Genomic DNA, 17,224 nt, shown 5'->3' with positions numbered 1-17,224 from the left:
TGTGATCACGAGGCACAAGACCAGGACTCTAATCGATCATGGCCAAGTGAAGCGACGTTGGCGCGGTGCCGATGCTGGCGGGCAACAGCGCGAGAAGCCCAGCCCCCGCAGCCAGGACGCCAGTACGGCGGAATCGTGATTTCGAGGTGCCCCACGATGGTGTTGATCACAGGAGCGGCATAGCAATGTACGGTACCCGACGTCGAAGTACCTCGCACATGGCGAGCAACTGCACCAGCTGCGAAAGTCGTTGAGCCTCTCGCAGCCGACCTCGCCGGTAGTACTTGGGTGGGGGCGGCATTGACGGTGGACGGTCGCATTCGAGGCTGGGGGACTGATCGACCAGTGATTGTCAGACCCGATCAGTACGCTCCTGACCATGGACTCGCTCTGGCGTGAAACGCTCGATCTTCAGCAGCTGTGGACGGCCGGCACGACCCCCGCGATGGAAGAACGGGGGCGGCTGATCCGCAGGGAGCTCCCGGAGAGGCTGAAGGGCGCTCTCCCACAACTGGCATCCGCCCTCGGTGTGGAGGAGACGGGACTCGGGGTCGAGGGCAGTGACGGCGCTGGCCTCAACGCCGAGATTCCCTGGGTCCGGGTCTTCGACCGCCGGCGCTCGCCCGGTGCCACGACGGGCTGGTACGTGGTGTACCTCGTGAGCGCCACCGGGGACCGGGTCTACCTGTCGCTCATGCAGGGGACCACGGTGTGGACCGGCGGCATGTTCGCCCCGCGCAAGGCGGCGGACCTGAAGGACCGCGTCGACTGGGCCCGCCCGCTTCTCGCGGACCGGCTCACTGGCCGCACCGATCTGCTGACCGACATCACGCTGCAGGGCAACAGGTCCAAGCTGAGCCGCGGCTATGAGACCGGAAACGTGGTTGCGATCGAGTACCGACGCGACGCTCTCCCGGACTCGACAGTGCTCCTGAGCGACCTGCTGTTCATGTGTGAGCTACTCCGGGAGATCTACCGCGGCGAAGACCTGGCCTCCTATGTCCCCGGAGACCCGACGCCCGAAGTCGTTGAAGCGCAGGAGGCAGCAACAAGGACGGCTGGCAATCGCAGGCGCGCCGCAACTGGCCAGGGCTTCCGCCCCTCCGCGGAAGAGAGGAGGGTCCTCGAACTGCACGGCGTCCGCCTGGCCACGGAGCACTTCGAAAAGCAAGGCTGGTCGGTCAAGGACGTCGGCGCGAAGGAGTCGTTTGACCTCCTGCTGGAGCGCGGGGACGGGCGACTGCACGTAGAAGTGAAGGCTACCACGTCTCCCGGTGCGCAGGTCGTACTCACCCGGGCCGAGGTCGAGCGCCAACGCGAACTGGCGCCGCACAACGCACTCGTTGTGGTCCACTCCATTGTCTTGGACCGAGGTGCTGCGGTTGTGACGGCGAGCGGCGGGGTGCTGGTGTGCACCTCTCCATGGAGAATCGCAGAGGACGACCTGACCGCGATTTCGTTTGTGTACAACACGGGTATGTGAACTGGTGCGCTGGTCGAAGGCCACCGTCGGTCCGGACATCCGGCCGGACCCTCAGGCAGTCAGACTGTCGGTGCCTGCTGCCAGACTGCAGCGCGTGACGATTCAAGAAGGTTCGCCGTTCCCGCAGGATGCTGCTCAAGTTGGAATGCAGGAGTCGCGAGCGTTGGCGGCGCTTCACTCGCGCCGCAATACGTTCCGCACCTGGGATCCCCCGCGCGAGGCCATGAGCAAGATTCCGCGCGAGTGGCGGATTCCGTCTGATCTTACCCAGCAGGTCCCCGATGACCTTGCCCCGTTCGTGGAGTGGTTCAACAACCAGCCGGAGGCGCGAGAGCGCTTCCGATGGGCGCTGCGTGATTCCCTCGACGAGTTGCTCGATGGTCAGCGGACGGGGCGCTGGGCGTACCAGCACCTGACGAAGACCGAGAAGACGTATCTCGGCACGGCCGTCGAGGTGAACCTCACCAGGGAGTTCGACATCGCCAACGGCGCAGACCTCGACTGGTCCATCGCCGGCCTCGACATCGACTGCAAGTTCTCCAAGGATCTCGGTGGCTGGGAGATCCCGATGGAGATGTATCTGTGCGCTGAGCACGGTGAGCGGGGCGGTCGTGCCAACCATGCTGCAGTTGTGACCTGGATGGACGACGACACGAGTCAGTGGTCCGCAGGCATCGTGCGGATCACTGATGAGCGCCTGCGTTGGAAGAACGAGCTGGATGCAAACAGCGGCCGCGTCCGTGCATACAACCGAGACAACAAGCGCAAGCTCTCTGCCGGCGCCAAGTCTGAGGTGTACTGGCTCTGGGGTGGCCTCCAAGCAGATCTGCCCACGAACCTGCTCCGCCACCTGGCTGCCGAAGCACGCGAGCGGATTCTCACTGCATCGCTGCCGCGCCGACGCTCGTCGGGCCAGCAGCGATTGAACCAGCTATTCCGCGAGGTGCAGGACCGGATCGTGGGCCGGCAGGCGGTGTTGACCGTCGGCCAGCAGGACGACTCGCCGAAGCGTGCCCGCGACGCACGGAAGCATCTGCGCCCGCAGGGCATCGTCGTACTGGGCCACCAAGGGGCGCACCCACACGCCGCCCGTGCGCTCGAACTGCCGGTACCGATCAAGGGCGAGTGGATCTCCACCCGCCTCGTTCCTGTCTCACCTGACGATCCGCGACCGAAGTTCTCACTGGACGGCCAGTTCTGGGCGCGCGCTCATGGGAACGAGCCGGAGCATCCTGCGCCCGACCTTCCTGACGACCGAGAGATCGATGGGCCAGTGGACTGATTGGGTAGTCGGGCCATGCGCTACGCGGTCCACTCCGGAGTGGAGGGCACCATCAACGAATTCGCCATGCCCGTCGATCATGCTCGCACACCGGGAACATCAAGATCACCGACAGAGGCAAGCTGAGGGCAGGGAGGGCGGACTTGAGCTGAGCAGGCAGCTCCTTGCGGATCAGCCACCCCCTCTCATCCATCGAGGGGGTGCTGCTGGCTGCCCAGCGCTGTTGGAGGTCGAGCGCCTCACGCAAAAGCCGAGCCCATACGAGACGCCCTGGTGATTGGGCCCGACGTTCCACCTGCCCGGTCATCCGCCGGCTCCGGGCTGGGGGAAGTAGCCCGGGAAGCTGCCGTCCGGCGTGCCGACGAGGTGGGCTCGGTCGAGGAAGGTGTTGTTCAGCTCGCAGCTTGTCTCCGGTAGGAGGATGCAGGTGTGACAGGCTGCCAGGTTGAGTCCGTCGGCGCCGTTCGAATCTGCTTCCATGCAGAGGGGGTCGGAGGAGCACCAGGCCGCGCGGTCGAGGGCCTGCGCAAGCGATCGTTCGAGTCTGCTCCGCTCTCCCTGGGCAACGATGCCTCCCAGGCTGCCTGCGGAGTCGCTGGTCGCCGTGTACAGGAGGACACCGGCCATGTGGTCGTTGACGTAGAGGCGCTCCCGGAGTGAGGCGGCGGGGTAGCCGCAGTCCAGGCTCCATTCGTTGATCAATGCGTGAGCCAGCGTGTGCAGGAGCACGAAGCGTGCGGTCAGCGGCGAGCTCGGGTCCTCCCAGCCGCGCCAGGCCAGCACTGCTTCGTGCGCGGCACGCAGCCTGGTGACGCGCCCTGAAGTGCCGTTAACCTCTGCCTCCCACGCCTCAAGACGATGCGGGTCGAGGGTGAGGAACACACCTTCGCCGACCACATCGATCGCGGGCAGCCAGCGGGTCTCAGGGCTGCTGCTGAGGGCGGCGATCCGGGCCCGATCGGCCTTGGAGCCCTGTGAGGGCCGAATGCGTGTGAACCCGGTCAGGGCGCGGACCTCACGCAGACGCTTGACCTGCATCACCTCGTCGATGCCAGGGATCGGGTCGGCGTCGTCGCTGGGAGGCTCGCAGACAAAGTGCTCGTTCTCTGGGAGGTCCTCCGTGGTCTTGCGAAGTTGCTCGTACTCCTCCTGCCGCAGCGTGCTGGAGGCTTCGAAAGCGAAGGTTTCCTGGTCCTCGTCGTCAGGTTCTACGGCCGTCGCCAGTTCGAGCGCTCGCACAGTCCGGAGGACCTGCTCGGCGGTGTAGCGTCCAGGGTCCAGCCAGCCTTCGTCCTGGGCGAAGTCCTCGATACGCTCGGCCGACTTGCCGACCAAGTGTCGTCGGCGCACCTGGACCTGCCCCATGAGTTCGGTGTGCCAGGGCGGGATCGAGAGCGCTGATCTGAGCTCGGGGAACCAGGCGGCGGACGAACCACGCTGGAGAGTCTGTGGCACCTTCGTGCACTGCGTGGCTCGGTCGCCCCGAATCCATGGGCGGTAGCCGCGGCAGGGGATTTTGAGGGTTCGCAATGCGAGGCGGCCGAAGGCTCCCTCCATGGAGGCGTGCAGTCCGCAACTGCATGTGATGACGATGCTTCGGAGACTGGCGGTGCGCCCGTCGGTGGTGAGCGCCAGTACGGCCGTCCTTCGTGAACAGTTGCTCGGAGCCCGGAGATTCTCCGGGTCGGCATGGATCCAGTCCCAGTAGGGGAATTCGTCGAGATGCCCGTCCTCGCAAGCCATCATGAATCGGGAAGGCGCAAGCGGGACCTCGCAGCGGGTGCACCGGTTGTCGGTCCAGCTCTTGGCGAGGTCGGCGAATTCGCCCAGTGCATTGCACTTGGAGCAGGAGTAGGTCTTGGGAAAGCGGCGGACGTGGACGCCGTATCCGTTGGCGACCCGGGTCGCCGGGGGTCGGTGGAAGCCGTCGACGTTGAGTCGCGGCTCCAGACGGACGTCGTGGAGTGTGGGCTCCTTGGGAACGTCCCAGCTGTCCAGGCCACGGATGATGTAGGACTGGTCGGCTATCGCCATCAGGCCGCCGACTCCGTAGGTGGTGATCTGTTGGGCACGGCGGACTGAGCCGACGGCCGGTAGTTTGCGATTCTCTTCGCCGTTCGTGGCACTTGCGTCGGCGGGGGATCTGCGGGGCATGTCACCTCTCCAGGTAAAGGTGGGACTCGACGTCGACGTCGCGCAGGCTCCACAGCGTGGGGCGGCCCTCGGTTAGGTCGCGGTCCTGGTGGGTGCACAGGAGCGCTGTGTCCGAACGACGTTGGGGGTTGTTCGTGAACAGGTAGGGCGCCTCGTAGACGAGGCCGTCGGGGTTGCTCTCGACGAGCCGACGCCAGCGACCGACGAAGGAACGGATTTCGGCGTCCACGTGGTCGGCCTCAGCCGGGGAGATCTGCCGGACGCGCTTCACCAGGTCCTCGCGGACAGAGTCGATGGACGGGCCGAACGATGCCAGGTGGCGCGCATGGTGGTTTTCGCGAGTCTGTGGGTGCAGAAGGCGGAGCAAGCCGATGAACGTGGCGTGCAGGGCCTTGTCGCGTGCGCGGGGGGAGAACGGGGTGACGCTGGTGGACTCGACCTGCCGGTAGAGAGCGCTGTGGTAGCCGGTGAATCCCTCGTAGTGGGACAGGTCGCGGGACCGGACAGCGTTGTAGAGGGTGACGACCAGCCCCGGGTGGGCACGGCCGACACGGCTGGTGGCCTGGATGTACTCGGCGGTGGTCTGCGGTTGCCCGGTGACGACCATCAGGCCGAGTCGGTCGAAGTCGACGCCGACGGAGATAATGTTGGTCGCCAACGGAACGTCCAGAACACCGGTTGTCCCCAGGGACAGGCCGAGGGCGCCGAGCAGGTCGGGAAGCGCGCTCGAAGGAACGCGGCTGGTGATCTCGACGGGGAGTACCTCTCGAGCTTCCGCTTCGGTCCGCCCGGCCAGGGTTCGCAGTCGTTCGTTGACGTCCGTGTGGACCTGGAGCTCGGCAGCGCCCAGAAGCCGGAGGCTGTTGAAGTATCCGATCAGCGTCCAGTAGGCGTCACGCACCTCCTCGGGGCCCTTGAGGTGCTTCGCATGATGGAGCAGCGAGGCGTACGCACGGATCAGCAGTGTGGCTTGGGAGAGGCCAGGGGCGAGGAGGCCGACATACAGGCGTGACGGCTTGCGCTCGTGGGATGCCTCGACGGGGAACCCGGGGGATACCTCGACGGCGAACCAGGAGTCCCGGGCATCGATTCCGGCCGGCGGGAACTGCACGACCGCACGGTCGAACAGGGCCTGCCCCTGTTCTTGGGCGCGGCGGATGGTGGCGGTCGAAGCGATGATCTTCGGTCGGGCGCAGGCGATGTCGACAGCGGCCTCGTAGAGTCCGGCGAGAGTGCCCAGGGGACCTGAGATCAGATGGAGTTCATCCTGGATGACGAGCTCGGGGGGTGGGGTTTTTTGGTGGAGCCGCTTCGTGTCGCGGTTGAACAGTGCGGCGGTGTCCTCGCGCCAGGCGATGCGCGCGAACTTGTCCGCGGTGGCGATCACAAGGGTGGGGCGCACACGGTAGAGCTCGTGGTCCACCACGTGCACGGGGAGGCCGTGGGAGAAATCGCAGCTGCCGTTGCTGCACCGGATGGCCATGTACCCGTCCTGCTCGTTGACCTCATGGTCGCGGACGAGAAGCGGAGTTCCACACCAAGGGCAGTGACGGAGCTGGACGGGGTTCTGCTCCTTGAGCGTCTCGCCCCTGGCCAACTTGCGCAGGGACTTCGCCGCCTCCGACAACTTGTTCGGGGTGGCGGCCTTACCCACCCACATGCCGATGGAGACGGGTTCGTCTCCGAGGCGTTCGGGTTGTTCCGCGCGAACGCGTTCCATCGCGCAGATGAGCAGCGCTGCGCGCTCGAACTGCTGCAGGGTCAGCAGCCGCAGTGTGTAGCGCATGAGGACTGTGACGCCCCCACCGGCGGTCCCCAGGCGCAGTCGGCGGTGGAAAGTGGTGAACGCGATCAGGCCGAGATATGCCTCGGTCTTTCCGCCACCCGTCGGGAACCAGAGCAGGTCGGCAATCTCTCGCTCGGGGTGGTTGTCGTCGACGATGCTGTTGAGGCAGAGGAGTATGAACCCGAGCTGGAACGGTCGCCAGGTGCCCTCGGGTTCCGGGTTGCCTAGTCGGGCCTTTCGGATCCACTGGCCGCGGCCGCGCTGCAGCGCCATGACTCGGTTGGCCAGGCGGAATGCGGTGAGCGCGTGCGGGTCGCGTTCGAGGAGCTCGATTCCTGAAGCCATGCGACGACCGGCTTCCCGACAGCGCTTCAGCTGGTCGTGTGCGAGTGCCATGGTTCGGTCATCGCCGTGGATTCCCCCGCGAAGCAAGTCTGCGTCCGCTCCTCGGGCGACGATCCACCGCTCGTAGCCGGCGACGAACTCCCGTAGGACATGAACGAGCCCGGCGGTCGGGGCCTCTGACAGGTACTGCATGCCGAGGTCGGCAATGGGGATGTTCGGGTTGGAGTCGGCGAGCAGGACCTCAGTAGCAGGGATGTGCTCGGTGCAAAGCTGGGACACCCCGACGGGCTCGTCGTAACGGCCGGCGGAACCGACCGGCTCGGGGGTCCAGGTCCAGGCGGCGGCACAACCGTGGCCGACCGCGAAGGTGGGGGCGTGACGGTACAGCAATCGGGTCAGGAGCGTCTCGTCGTCCGCCCGTCGGATGGAGGGGCGCTCGACCAAAGCTCCACTGCCGTCGGGCACTGTGATCTCCAGGCCGACCTGAAAGAAACACTTCGGGTCCTTGAGGTCGCTCGGATCGACGCTGAAGCCGTTCACCAGCATGGCCGTGACGGCCAGAACACCGCTGTCGTCGGGATTTCGTACCCGTAGGTGCAGGTAGAGCCCATCTGTCAGCGGAATGTCGCTGACCGTACCTGCCTTCGCCATCACGTCTACGGACGTGACCGGGAGGGGAAGCGTGCGGCGGCGCCATCGGAGGTCCGGCTGCTCGGTGCTGCGCTGTTCGGCGCGCTCCGGCACCTTGGGGAGGCCTTGGGCGTCGACGGGATCGTACATCGCGGCCTGCGTCCGGATCTCGATCTGCCTGCTGCGCGCCGGGTCGACCGCAAAGGTTATGCCGGTGGTGGAGGGGCGGGTCGACCGAGTGGGGGGGATACCGGGGTCGGGGGTCTCGTCGACGGCTGTGGTGGTGTCGGCGTCGTCGTGGTCCGCAGCCAGGAGGTCTTCGTCGTTCTCTGCGGCGGCTTCGCGGCGGGTGCGGGGGAAGAGCACGCCGGTGGTGTAGGTGCTGACCGGCCAGTCCGTCAGTGTCTCCACCTGGTCACGGCTGGGGCCGTGCGGGCCGAGCAGTTCGGTGCACAGTTGGCTCACGAGCGCGGCCCTGAAGCGTTCGTGCTGAGAGTGGGGGTCGGTCATGCGTCCTTCTCCTGCGTCTCCGTGGGGTCGTACGTGAACCGGCTCAGGCCGAACGGTCGGGGAGCGAGCCATAGACCGTGCGGTCCGAGGCCCGCAAGGGATGCGGCGGAGCCCTCGCCGGCTACTGTCTCCACGACGTCGATGCGCAGTTCCCCGACCGTGCGCGGCCAGTGTGTGGGCTTGTCTTTCGGATTCCGCTTCATGAACCGGTACAGGTCGCGGCGGAACTTTTCCGATGCGATTCCGATCTCCCTGTCCTCGTGGCGGAGGGCGTATCCGGGCGAGAGTCGCTGGTCGTGGTCGCACGCCACCCCGTCGGCGCGCGACCATTCCACCGCGTCCCCCGGGGTAACCCGCTCGGCCAGGTACTTCTGGATCTTGACCGGATCACAGTCGATCTGCTGAATGCCCGCGGGGTGCGGATGGTGGACATCTCCGGCGATGGCGGACAGTCCCAGGCGTTGGTACTTCTGGTAGCCGTACCGCCCCCACCGATCGGTGCCGTCGACCTTCCGCACCAGAGCAAACCCGCGAGTGCGGGTCCGGAACGCGTCGGGAGGGGCCAGCCGGTACAGTTCCTGGCGGGCCCGGGTCATGGCGACGTAGAGCGCCCGCGCTTCGTCCCCCAGGGCCGCTTCCCGCTGGCCCGGCCGCTCCGTCGGCGGCCCCGGCTCAACGATCAGGACCCGGTCGAACTCGAGTCCCTTGGCACGGTGGAACGTCGATACGACCAGGGGCGAAGGATCCTGAGCGTCAAGGTCGTCAGCGACACTGCCCTGCGCCACGGCCGTACGCAGGCGTTCCAGCACCACGCTGCCCCCGGTGCCGCCCCCGGCTGCACGCCACAGTTGGTCCCATGCACGATCGCCGGACTCACGTGTCTGTGAGGATTGCGACTCCCTCCATGCAGACAGGAAGTCCCGCTTCGTCACGACCGGGGCGCTGCCGAATCCTCGCACCACGCCGGCGACCCAGGCCGGCGCATTCCGCTCGTCGGCGCCTCGTCGGACTCGGTGCGAAAGATCCAGGTCTGCGAGCCAACGAGAGATCAGCATGGCCTGTCCGTTGGTCTTGCAAAGGATGGCCGTGCTCCCGAGGTCGCTGCCCAGCGCACGGGCGACGTAGGGCACCGACAGATCGCCGAACTCCAAGCGCTCGGCCAGTTCCAGCTGCAGGACCTCCAGAGCGGCACGACCTTCTGCAGCCGTGGATGCTTGCCGTACCTGGGTTGCGTGCTTCAGCGCGCACGCCGCCTCTTCGGTCTCGGCTCGGAAGTTCCGGTCCAGCGTGAACTCCACGAGCTCGCCCTCGAAGTGCTCGCGCAGCCAGGACATGAATCTTCCGGCTTCCGTTCCCCGCGCCTCGGGGTCGGCGACCTGGAATCCGTACACAGCTTGAGCGAGGTCCCCCACGACTGTGAATCCGCATTCGTAGGCGTCAAGGAACGTCTGCACCAACTCCCGGCGTGCACCGACCAGGTCCTGTACCTCGTCGATGACAACATGCAGGACGTCCTCCAGCGATTCGGGGGCGCTGCCGGGATCTGCCAGGCGAACGACCGCCGCGGTGATCCGCTCCTCGAAGGTTCTGCCAGCCCACGCCTCATCGCTGGCAGATTCCCGAAGGATCTGCAACGCCCAGGCATCGAAGGTGGAGACTCGCACGTGCGCCGTGGCCTCGCCTGCCGCTCGCAGCCGCTCCCGGAGCTCCGCAGTAGCAGCACGGGAGAAGGTCAGCACGAGAAGCTCGGACGCCCGCAGTCCGCCAAGAACGAGATGCTCTATCCTGCGGACCAGGGTGAAGGTCTTTCCGGCCCCGGCACCGGCGGTGACCAGTGTCTTCGTCTCCTGCGGTGCCTTGACGACAAGCTGCTGGGCCTTGGTGGGCTCAGGGGCCGATACGGTCATCCTCTGTGCCACAGGTGCTCCATCCGGGTGTAGGCGAGCTCGCGACCGAAGTTCTCGATGTTGTCGGCGACATCCAGAATCAAGCAGGAATCCTTTCCGCCGTTGAGCTCACCACGCAGCCCGCGTCCGACCATCTGGATGTAGGTGTTCGGGCTGAACGTCGGCCGAGCCACCACCACTGCCCGCACTGCGGGCGCATCGAACCCCTGGGTCAGCACCTTGAAATTGGTGAGGACACGGATGCGTTCCTGCTTGAAGGCGGCGATGCGACGGCGCCGTGAGTTCGGCGGGGTCTGACCGTCGATAGAGGCTGCGGTGACACCCCGGACCTGGAGCAGTCCGGCAAGCACCTGGGCGTGCTCGACCGAAGTGGCGAACACCAGGACAGGCCAGTCCTCCGGCAGCTGCTCGATCCGGTCCACGATCCTGCGGGTACGCCCGACGTCCTTCGCAAGATCATGCAGAGCTGCGGGCGGCAGCGCCATCGCATGATTGCGCTGCATCTCGAGCACCTGCTGGGATGACAGGACGTAGGAACCGCCGAGAAGTTCCTCGTGCTCGACCTTGGCAAGCACCTTCAGCGACTGCAGGTGGCCATAGGCATCGTCCCCGGCAAATGCGCCGTGGTCGAGACGCTTGTGCCCGAAACGGGAGGCGAGGGTCCGGGTCTCCTTCTCGTTCTCGCCACGGAACGCCGTGGCCGTCAGGCCGATGAGGTGCCGGGACGTCCGGTGCTGGTCGATGCCCAAGTAGCTCAGGATGCTCGTATAGGTCGCAGGTACCGCGAAGTGAGCCTCGTCGATCAGGACCAGGGAGCACTCGCGCAGCCAGGCGTAGTTTTCCTGGGGCAGCCGCTTCACTGCGGTGTCGTCGATGGCTACTACCACCTGAGGACCGTCCGGCACCGGCACCGCGCTGGGGATCCCCCCCCACATGCGTGTGATGCGCAGCGGTCGGTCGTCGCCCTCCGTCTGCCATACGTAAGCCCAGGTCTCGATGGCCTGCTCGGCCAGTTCTTGGCTCTGCGCGATCCACAGGACCGGCCCCTTCAGAACACCGTTCCGTATCGCCCGCACCGCTGCTTCGACAGCGATCCTCGTTTTCCCCGAACCGGTCGGGATCTGAAGCATTGCCCGCCGCTCCTCATCCTGGGTGAGGTGGGCGTACATCCGGTTCACTAGTTCGACCTGGTACTCGTGCAGCGCGATTGGACGCCTCGGTCCAGGGACGGTCTCGTAGGGGGCAGGCGAACTCGGCGACTCCGGGTCCCCCGCCCAGGAGGCTGGGAAGCCGTAGTGGTTGACGAATCGTTGTGCTGTTGCGCCACCTGTCCACCAGTGTGGGACATCAAAACCCGCATCAGCCAGGGCCGAGGCCAGGACCCGCAGAACGTCATCCCCGTGGGCCGCCATGAGCAGCTGAGCTGCGCGCCGCCCGTCCGTGGTGACACCGTCGATCGTGGCATCAGCCAGTGCGAGCCCGGGAGGAAGCTCCGACATGAGCCTGCTCTCCCCGAGAGCAAGCAGCAGCTTTCCTGCAAGGTCAGACTCCTGTCGCACCTTCAGGAATTTCTCGCTCTCGCGGTCCTTGGCCTGTTGCTCCAGCAGTGCTCGGCAGCCTGCCTCCCCCAGACGCAGTCCGAGCAACCGATCCACGGTCCGCAGGGTCGGCTCTTCGTCCTGCTCGTCGGCCAGGAGGACGGTGTATCCGTCAAGTGCCTCGGACAGCGGCTCCTCGCGCCGGCCCTCGGGATTCCGCACGATCCTGACCAGGCTCGAGCAATGCACGAGCTTCCACGCACTTCCACGTGGCAGCACCTGACGCAGGCGCGGGAAGAGGTCGGTGAGCGGGACCGGCGTCTCCAGCGGTACTCCATGGATCTCTTCGACCAGCAGGTCCGATGGTGAACGGAAGCGATGACGGTCGACCAGATACTGAGCATCGTCCTCGGTGGGCACGAGCAGAGCCGGAACACGCTCATGAAGGAGGACCTTGTACTGATCGGGCTCGTGAGTGACGGCGATATCGACCGCCAGGGCTGTCTGCCCGGCGTCGTTGCACCGGAAGCGGTAGGCTGCGGAGTCGAGGATCCCTGCGGGTGCTGATCGCAGCACGAAGGTGTATGCGGCACCTGCGAAGGCCGCGTCCTGGGTCCTCTCGGTGCGCTTGATGAGTTCTCGCCACAGCTTCTGCGGGACATCCTTGAGGTGAGCAGGCAGCTTGAGAGCCCGGGCGTACTGAACGGGTATGTCTGCCCTGGGCAGGAACTCCCCCTTGATGTCGAGCTCCGGACTGACGCAATCCTTGGGGTCGAGAAGCCCCATCGACGTTGTCAGGGTGCCGTACTCGCTCAGCATCCACACCAGCGGTGACTCGACCCACAGGCGCAGATGGGCACCGTTTGTCCTGTAGCAGCACCACTCCGAGCTGTCTCCATTTTCGGGCAGTTCCCGAGCGAATGCAGCCCGTCCCTCGGGTGAAAGCTCGCGCAGCAGTTCCAGCGGACCCGGCGGCAGTGCCCCAGCAAGAGCGACCGACGACTGCCGAGGCCGGGTCGCATGCGGCGGCAGTGCGGCAAGGTACCGGTTGTACTGGACCTGCCTATAATCGTCGAAAGATTTGCTCCCTTGAGCTGCAAGAGCGGCAAGGGGACGGTCGATGGCACCCAGGGCACGCAAAAGCTGCACGTCGCCGGCATGGAAGACCGGGTCGATGAGCACGGAACGGTCACGCTCCTCGCGCGCCGGAACGACCGGCCCGGCCAACAGGGTCTCCCGAACCGGACGAAAGATTCCAGCAGCTGTGCGCACGCGCAGTTCACCCGAGGGGTCGCCCAGATTCGACTTGAGTACCTCGGCAGCCTCTCCCGTTTCCACCACTCTCGCGAGCTTCCAGAAGTCTTCCCAGTCACCGCTCCTGTAGCGGGTAAATCCCGCTATTGCCGCCGCCGTGAGCCGGCCGACCGGGTTCGCCTCCTGAATGTTGAGTAGTTGCAGCGCCTTAAGTAGGTCAGGGTCCTCGGCGATAAGTGGGTGCAGGTAGAGCGTGGGTTCGGAGGGCAGCCGGCTGCCGCCCTGCCCACGGTAGACAGCTCCTTCGGCCGCAGACCTGAGGTTTCCGCGTTCGGTAAGCAGGATGCGCGCGCGCCGGGCCTCGGTGGCCTGGGCCGCAGTTCCCTTGTCCACAATCGCGGCAGCGATCTTCAGCGCGGCCTTGGCGCCTTCGATCGACCGGTCCTCCGTCAGAGCCTCCAGCCACGCACTCAACGTGGCCACCGAGGTTTCGGCTCGGTCCAGGATCTCCCTGGCTCGGGATCGACGTTCTCGGGACTCGACGCTGTGGTGGCACCAGTTGCGGGGCCGTCCGGGATGCTCTGCCCACTCCTTCAGCCAGCTCGGGTCGAGGTCCTGTGGATGGAGCAGCAGGTGGGCCGGCAACCGCAGCATTCCGTCCTGGTCCGGCAGGGACGGTCTGCCGGCCGCGACGGCCAATACCCGGGCGCTCAACATGTCGTCCCCCCATTGGGGCGCTTCACGTCCGCGCGCGGTCAGAAGTGCAAGGTAGGATCCCGGATCCTCCTGCTCCATCAATTCTGGAATCGAATCTACAACAAGTTCCGCCGCCCTCTCCATCAACTCCTCGTTGAAGATGCTTCGTGTGAGATTCTGCCTGTCTTCCGGGGTGCGCCACGGGGCATTCAGAATTCCGGTGAGTGTCGTACTGTAATTGGTCGGAAAGTAGGCCCAGAAATTTCCCCGCTTGCCCCGGGCAGGGTTCCCTTTGTCCGGGACCGCCCAGGAGATTGGGACGCTGGAGCGGCCGTGGAGCTCCCCTGCGGCGTCTGCGGCCTGGGGAGACGGTGGGTGGTCAACACGGAAGACCTTCCACACTTCCTGCCCGTGAGGCTTCCCGTCCGAGGTCACAATGAGTTCAGATCTCCTGCCGGAGATCTGCTGGGCAAGCTCCCTGCTGTAGGGAGAGCCCGAGCGGGCGTCCTCAAGAACAAGGCGATCCACATGCGGCGAGAAAAGCATGAAGTGCGCGGGAAAATCGCGCAGATCCTCTCCGAGCCGCTCCTGGGTTCCCGGTTTGAGAGGAAGGACGACTGTCGTCGAGGCCCACTGCATCAAAGTGCCGAGAAGCGTGTCCCGGAGGCAGGCATCCTCCAGTTCAAGAGGCTGCGCCATCCTCAGGACGGGCGTTGGATCGGTGTAGGGCAGCCCCGGGACTGTCTCTCGGATTCTTCGCGACGACCATTCCTTGTCAAAACCGAACGAGCCGGTGCGACTATAGAAGCGTGGCGTGTCCGAAACACTGAGGACTGACTTCACGCCCACCCCGAACCGACCGATCTTTCCGGAGCGCTTTCGGGAGACAGCCATCCTGAGGATGGTATCGGCCCCATCCGGGGTCATCGGCTCGCCGGTGTTGGCGCAGTAGAGCCTGGATTCGGTCAGCACCACGTGGATCTTTGATTCGCCCGGCGGACGGCAGTCGAAGTTCTCGTCCGCCCCGTTCTGCACCAACTCGTACAACTGGCGTTCGCCGTAGCCACCTTGGGTGATGCGCCGCTCGTTGTTCGCATGCTCCTGCACGTGGCCCGGGTCGGCACGATAGACGTCAAGTACTCGACGCGAGAGATCTTCGACAACAGCAAGTACATCGTTCTCGTGCAGCTCGGGGACCAACAAGATCGAGCACCTCTCGACAAAGGATCGTCATCGCGACGAGTACTGGAAACGCAGGATGCAGGGACTCTCGGGAACGTCATCCCAGAGGCCCACTCAACCCGATGCGAACATGAGAGCGAAGGCATGGAAGGGCCACTGCCCTCTGGTTTTACCGCCCGAGCAAGCAGTCCCAAGAGGAATCAACCATAGCCAGCTATCCGACTGGCGGGCAACGAGAATCAGCTAACTGGGCACGAACCCGACCAAAGTTTCACTGGACTCCCGCTCCGAACCAATTGCCAGCCTTGTGCCCACCAGTCCGATATGCCCGTTGAGTCGCCCTCGCCCTGTATTATCAGCACCAGTGAGCTTTTGCCGGTTCCCGGGTTCCGGGTCGCCCGGCGCCGCTTTTCGAATCATCTGACGGGCCCATAACACACCACCTCTTGATCATGCCAATAAATTGGCCGTGTCTTGCATATCAAGAGGGGCGTGCCGGAGAATATGACGGAGGGCTCGTCTAAATATGGAGGATTCAACAGCAGGGCTGTCGAACAATTTCTGCGATCGCAGCTCATCTCCGCTGGGCGCAGCCGAGCCAAGTAGCCGTGGCCGTCATCTCTGCACGCTCGGAGCGCCTTTGATGGCGCTCTTCGACCGAGCTCACCGAGCTTCACTGGGCAGAGTCAGGCAACAGCGCTAACGAAGGGAAAAATCCAGAGTGTTTGCCGCAGTCCCCTCGACTTGCGCCCACGACCCCCCGGCGAAGGCGTGGGGATGTCCTACGTCACTCGGCGTGCAAACCAGAACGAGGACATCCCCGCGGCCCAACCTCATCCCCCCACAACACTGCAAGAGGGAGGAGTACCGCTGTGCAACAGCGTCGCACAGATCGACGGTTGGCGGCTCTGGCCAAGGAGGAGAGACTTCGCCAGGTGGGCGACCGAGTGTTGAAGCAGCAACTCGATGAGGCCCGCGAGTACCGCAACCGACAGGCCCGCCGGGCGTCCGACGCAGGATGGCGTTCCGTCGGAACGAGGCGCGGGGGAGTGAAGTAGAGGGCACGGATCCATCGTGGCGCCGGCTGGCAGCAGAGATCGGTCGGCCGGCGTCTTCCTGGGGTTGCCCGGCTGCTCGGATCGACGACATGGGAGCTCCTCGGTCACGGAGCCTATAAAATTCCACCCCATGACCTCCACGCAGCCACAACCGCCCCGAGTGCAGCCTCTTCAGCTAGTCGATCTGTTCGCGGGGCCGGGCGGACTCGATGTGGCGGCACGTTGGCTGGGGCTAGGTGTACATGGGATCGAGTGGGACGGGAACGCCTGCGCTACGCGTACGCAGGCCGGGCTGGGCACTCTCCATGACGACGTCCGGGAGCACGGGCCGAAGCGCTACCCCGATGCTTCGGTGCTGACTGGGGGGCCCCCGTGCCAGACCTTCACAGTGGCGGGTGGCGGCGCCGGGCGCCGGGCGCTGGACACGGTACTCGGCTTCGTCAAGGACATGGCAGCCGGCATCGATGTGACCGAGAGCGTGAAGGTCCTGGAGGACGAGCGCACCGGTCTTGTGCTCGAGCCGCTTCGCTGGGCCCTGGAGGCAGCAAGCGACGACAAGCCGTACCAGGCCATTGTGCTGGAACAGGTACCTGCCGTACTCCCGGTCTGGAAGGCCATGGAAGAAGTACTCGCAGGAATCGGCTACAAGACAGTGAGCGGGATCCTCCATACCGAGGACTTCGGCGTACCGCAGACTCGCCGCCGAGCAGTCCTCATCGCGCACCGGGATCATCAGCCGCAGTTGCCGAAGCCTACCCATCGCCGCTATCGAAAGGGCGTTGCCCGATCGGACGGTGACCAGTCCCTCCTCCCATGGGTCACCATGGGCAGCGCCCTCTCCCGGTCCGGCAGCTTTGAGGTCGTCTCCAACTACGGCACCGGGGGCGACCCCAAAGCTCGTGGGCGGCGATCGTCCGACGAGCCCTCGGCGACCGTCACCGGAAAAATCTCACGAAATCGCCTGTACGCGCCGGGTGACGAATCCCATGAACTCCCGCGCTTCGAAACGAGTGAAGCTGGGCTCCTCCAAACCTTCCCCCGGGACTACCCATGGTCTGGCAAGGATGTGTCCCAGCAGATCGGCAATGCCATCCCGCCTCGTCTGGCAGCCCACGTTCTGGCCGCTGCGCTGGGCTGGGAGCTCCAGGAGAACTCCTTGGACACTGCCGTCCGTGGGTCCTGGGCCAGTACTGAGGAAGGCACACCCCTGCTGCTGGTCAGGCCGATCGGCTCCGAGTCCGACGTAGCCTTCCGGGCCCCCACTCCTGCCCCGGACGCGGATGGCCCCGAAAACTGAGTGCGGAAAATTCAACTCGTTCCCAACTCGGGCACCGGGTTGGGATAAGAATGCGAATGCTCCAATTGGCATGATATTTTCACATGATAATGATTTGCGGAA

The 17,224-nt window shown here is 65.3% G+C and carries 7 protein-coding genes; 3 read left to right on the top strand and 4 right to left on the bottom strand.

What is annotated here, in order from left to right; all coding sequences use genetic code 11:
• The first annotated feature begins 379 nt into the window (after positions 1 to 379).
• Both BS75_RS13045 and BS75_RS13040 read left to right on the top strand, forming a co-directional pair.
• Positions 380 to 1,483 carry an MrcB family domain-containing protein gene (locus tag BS75_RS13045; protein WP_034092962.1) on the top strand — a complete coding sequence of 368 codons (1,104 nt, stop codon included), beginning with the start codon at positions 380 to 382 and terminating at the stop codon, positions 1,481 to 1,483.
• Positions 1,484 to 1,577: 94 nt separating this feature from the next.
• Positions 1,578 to 2,765: a NaeI family type II restriction endonuclease gene (locus BS75_RS13040; protein WP_231607758.1), complete on the top strand. Its 1,188-nt coding sequence runs from the start codon at positions 1,578 to 1,580 to the stop codon at positions 2,763 to 2,765.
• A 303-nt stretch (positions 2,766 to 3,068) separates the two neighbouring features.
• Here BS75_RS13040 and drmB read toward each other — a convergent pair whose 3' ends face one another.
• Genes drmB through BS75_RS13020 form a run of 4 tightly spaced genes read right to left on the bottom strand, consistent with a single transcriptional unit; the run spans position 3,069 to position 14,788 of the window.
• On the bottom strand, positions 3,069 to 4,919 hold the full coding sequence (drmB, locus tag BS75_RS13035; RefSeq protein ID WP_081982287.1) for a DrmB family protein: 1,851 nt from the start codon (positions 4,917 to 4,919) through the stop codon (positions 3,069 to 3,071).
• A gap of 1 nt (position 4,920) precedes the next feature.
• The gene (locus tag BS75_RS13030; RefSeq protein WP_034088336.1) at positions 4,921 to 8,190 is read right to left on the bottom strand and encodes a helicase-related protein; all 3,270 of its coding nucleotides are present in this window, start codon (positions 8,188 to 8,190) and stop codon (positions 4,921 to 4,923) included.
• Positions 8,187 to 10,109, bottom strand: a complete 1,923-nt coding sequence (locus BS75_RS13025) for an ATP-dependent helicase (protein ID WP_034088335.1) — start codon at positions 10,107 to 10,109, stop codon at positions 8,187 to 8,189. The genes BS75_RS13030 and BS75_RS13025 overlap by 4 nt, the downstream gene beginning before the upstream one ends.
• Entirely contained in the window at positions 10,094 to 14,788 is a 4,695-nt protein-coding gene (locus tag BS75_RS13020) for a sacsin N-terminal ATP-binding-like domain-containing protein (protein WP_042440192.1), read from the bottom strand. Before BS75_RS13020 ends, BS75_RS13025 begins: the two co-directional genes overlap by 16 nt.
• Positions 14,789 to 15,955: 1,167 nt before the next feature.
• On the opposite strand from BS75_RS13020, the gene BS75_RS13015 reads away from it, so the two are divergent.
• A complete protein-coding gene (locus BS75_RS13015; RefSeq protein WP_042440191.1) occupies positions 15,956 to 17,122 on the top strand; it encodes a DNA cytosine methyltransferase in 1,167 nt (388 codons plus the stop codon).
• The last annotated feature ends 102 nt before the right edge of the window (positions 17,123 to 17,224 follow it).

Source organism: Streptacidiphilus albus JL83, from assembly GCF_000744705.1.
GTDB classification, from domain to species: Bacteria; Actinomycetota; Actinomycetes; order Streptomycetales; family Streptomycetaceae; genus Streptacidiphilus; species Streptacidiphilus albus.
Note: the sequence above shows the minus strand (reverse complement) of the source record. Positions and strands in the feature narration are given on the sequence as shown.

Bases quoted from the DNA above. Each gene is read 5' to 3' on its own strand.
- BS75_RS13045 (WP_034092962.1), top strand. From the start codon at position 380: ATGGACTCGCTCTGGCGTGAAACGCTCGATCTTCAGCAGCTGTGGACG.
- drmB (WP_081982287.1), bottom strand. From the start codon at position 4,919: ATGCCCCGCAGATCCCCCGCCGACGCAAGTGCCACGAACGGCGAAGAG.
- BS75_RS13030 (WP_034088336.1), bottom strand. From the start codon at position 8,190: ATGACCGACCCCCACTCTCAGCACGAACGCTTCAGGGCCGCGCTCGTG.
- BS75_RS13015 (WP_042440191.1), top strand. From the start codon at position 15,956: ATGACCTCCACGCAGCCACAACCGCCCCGAGTGCAGCCTCTTCAGCTA.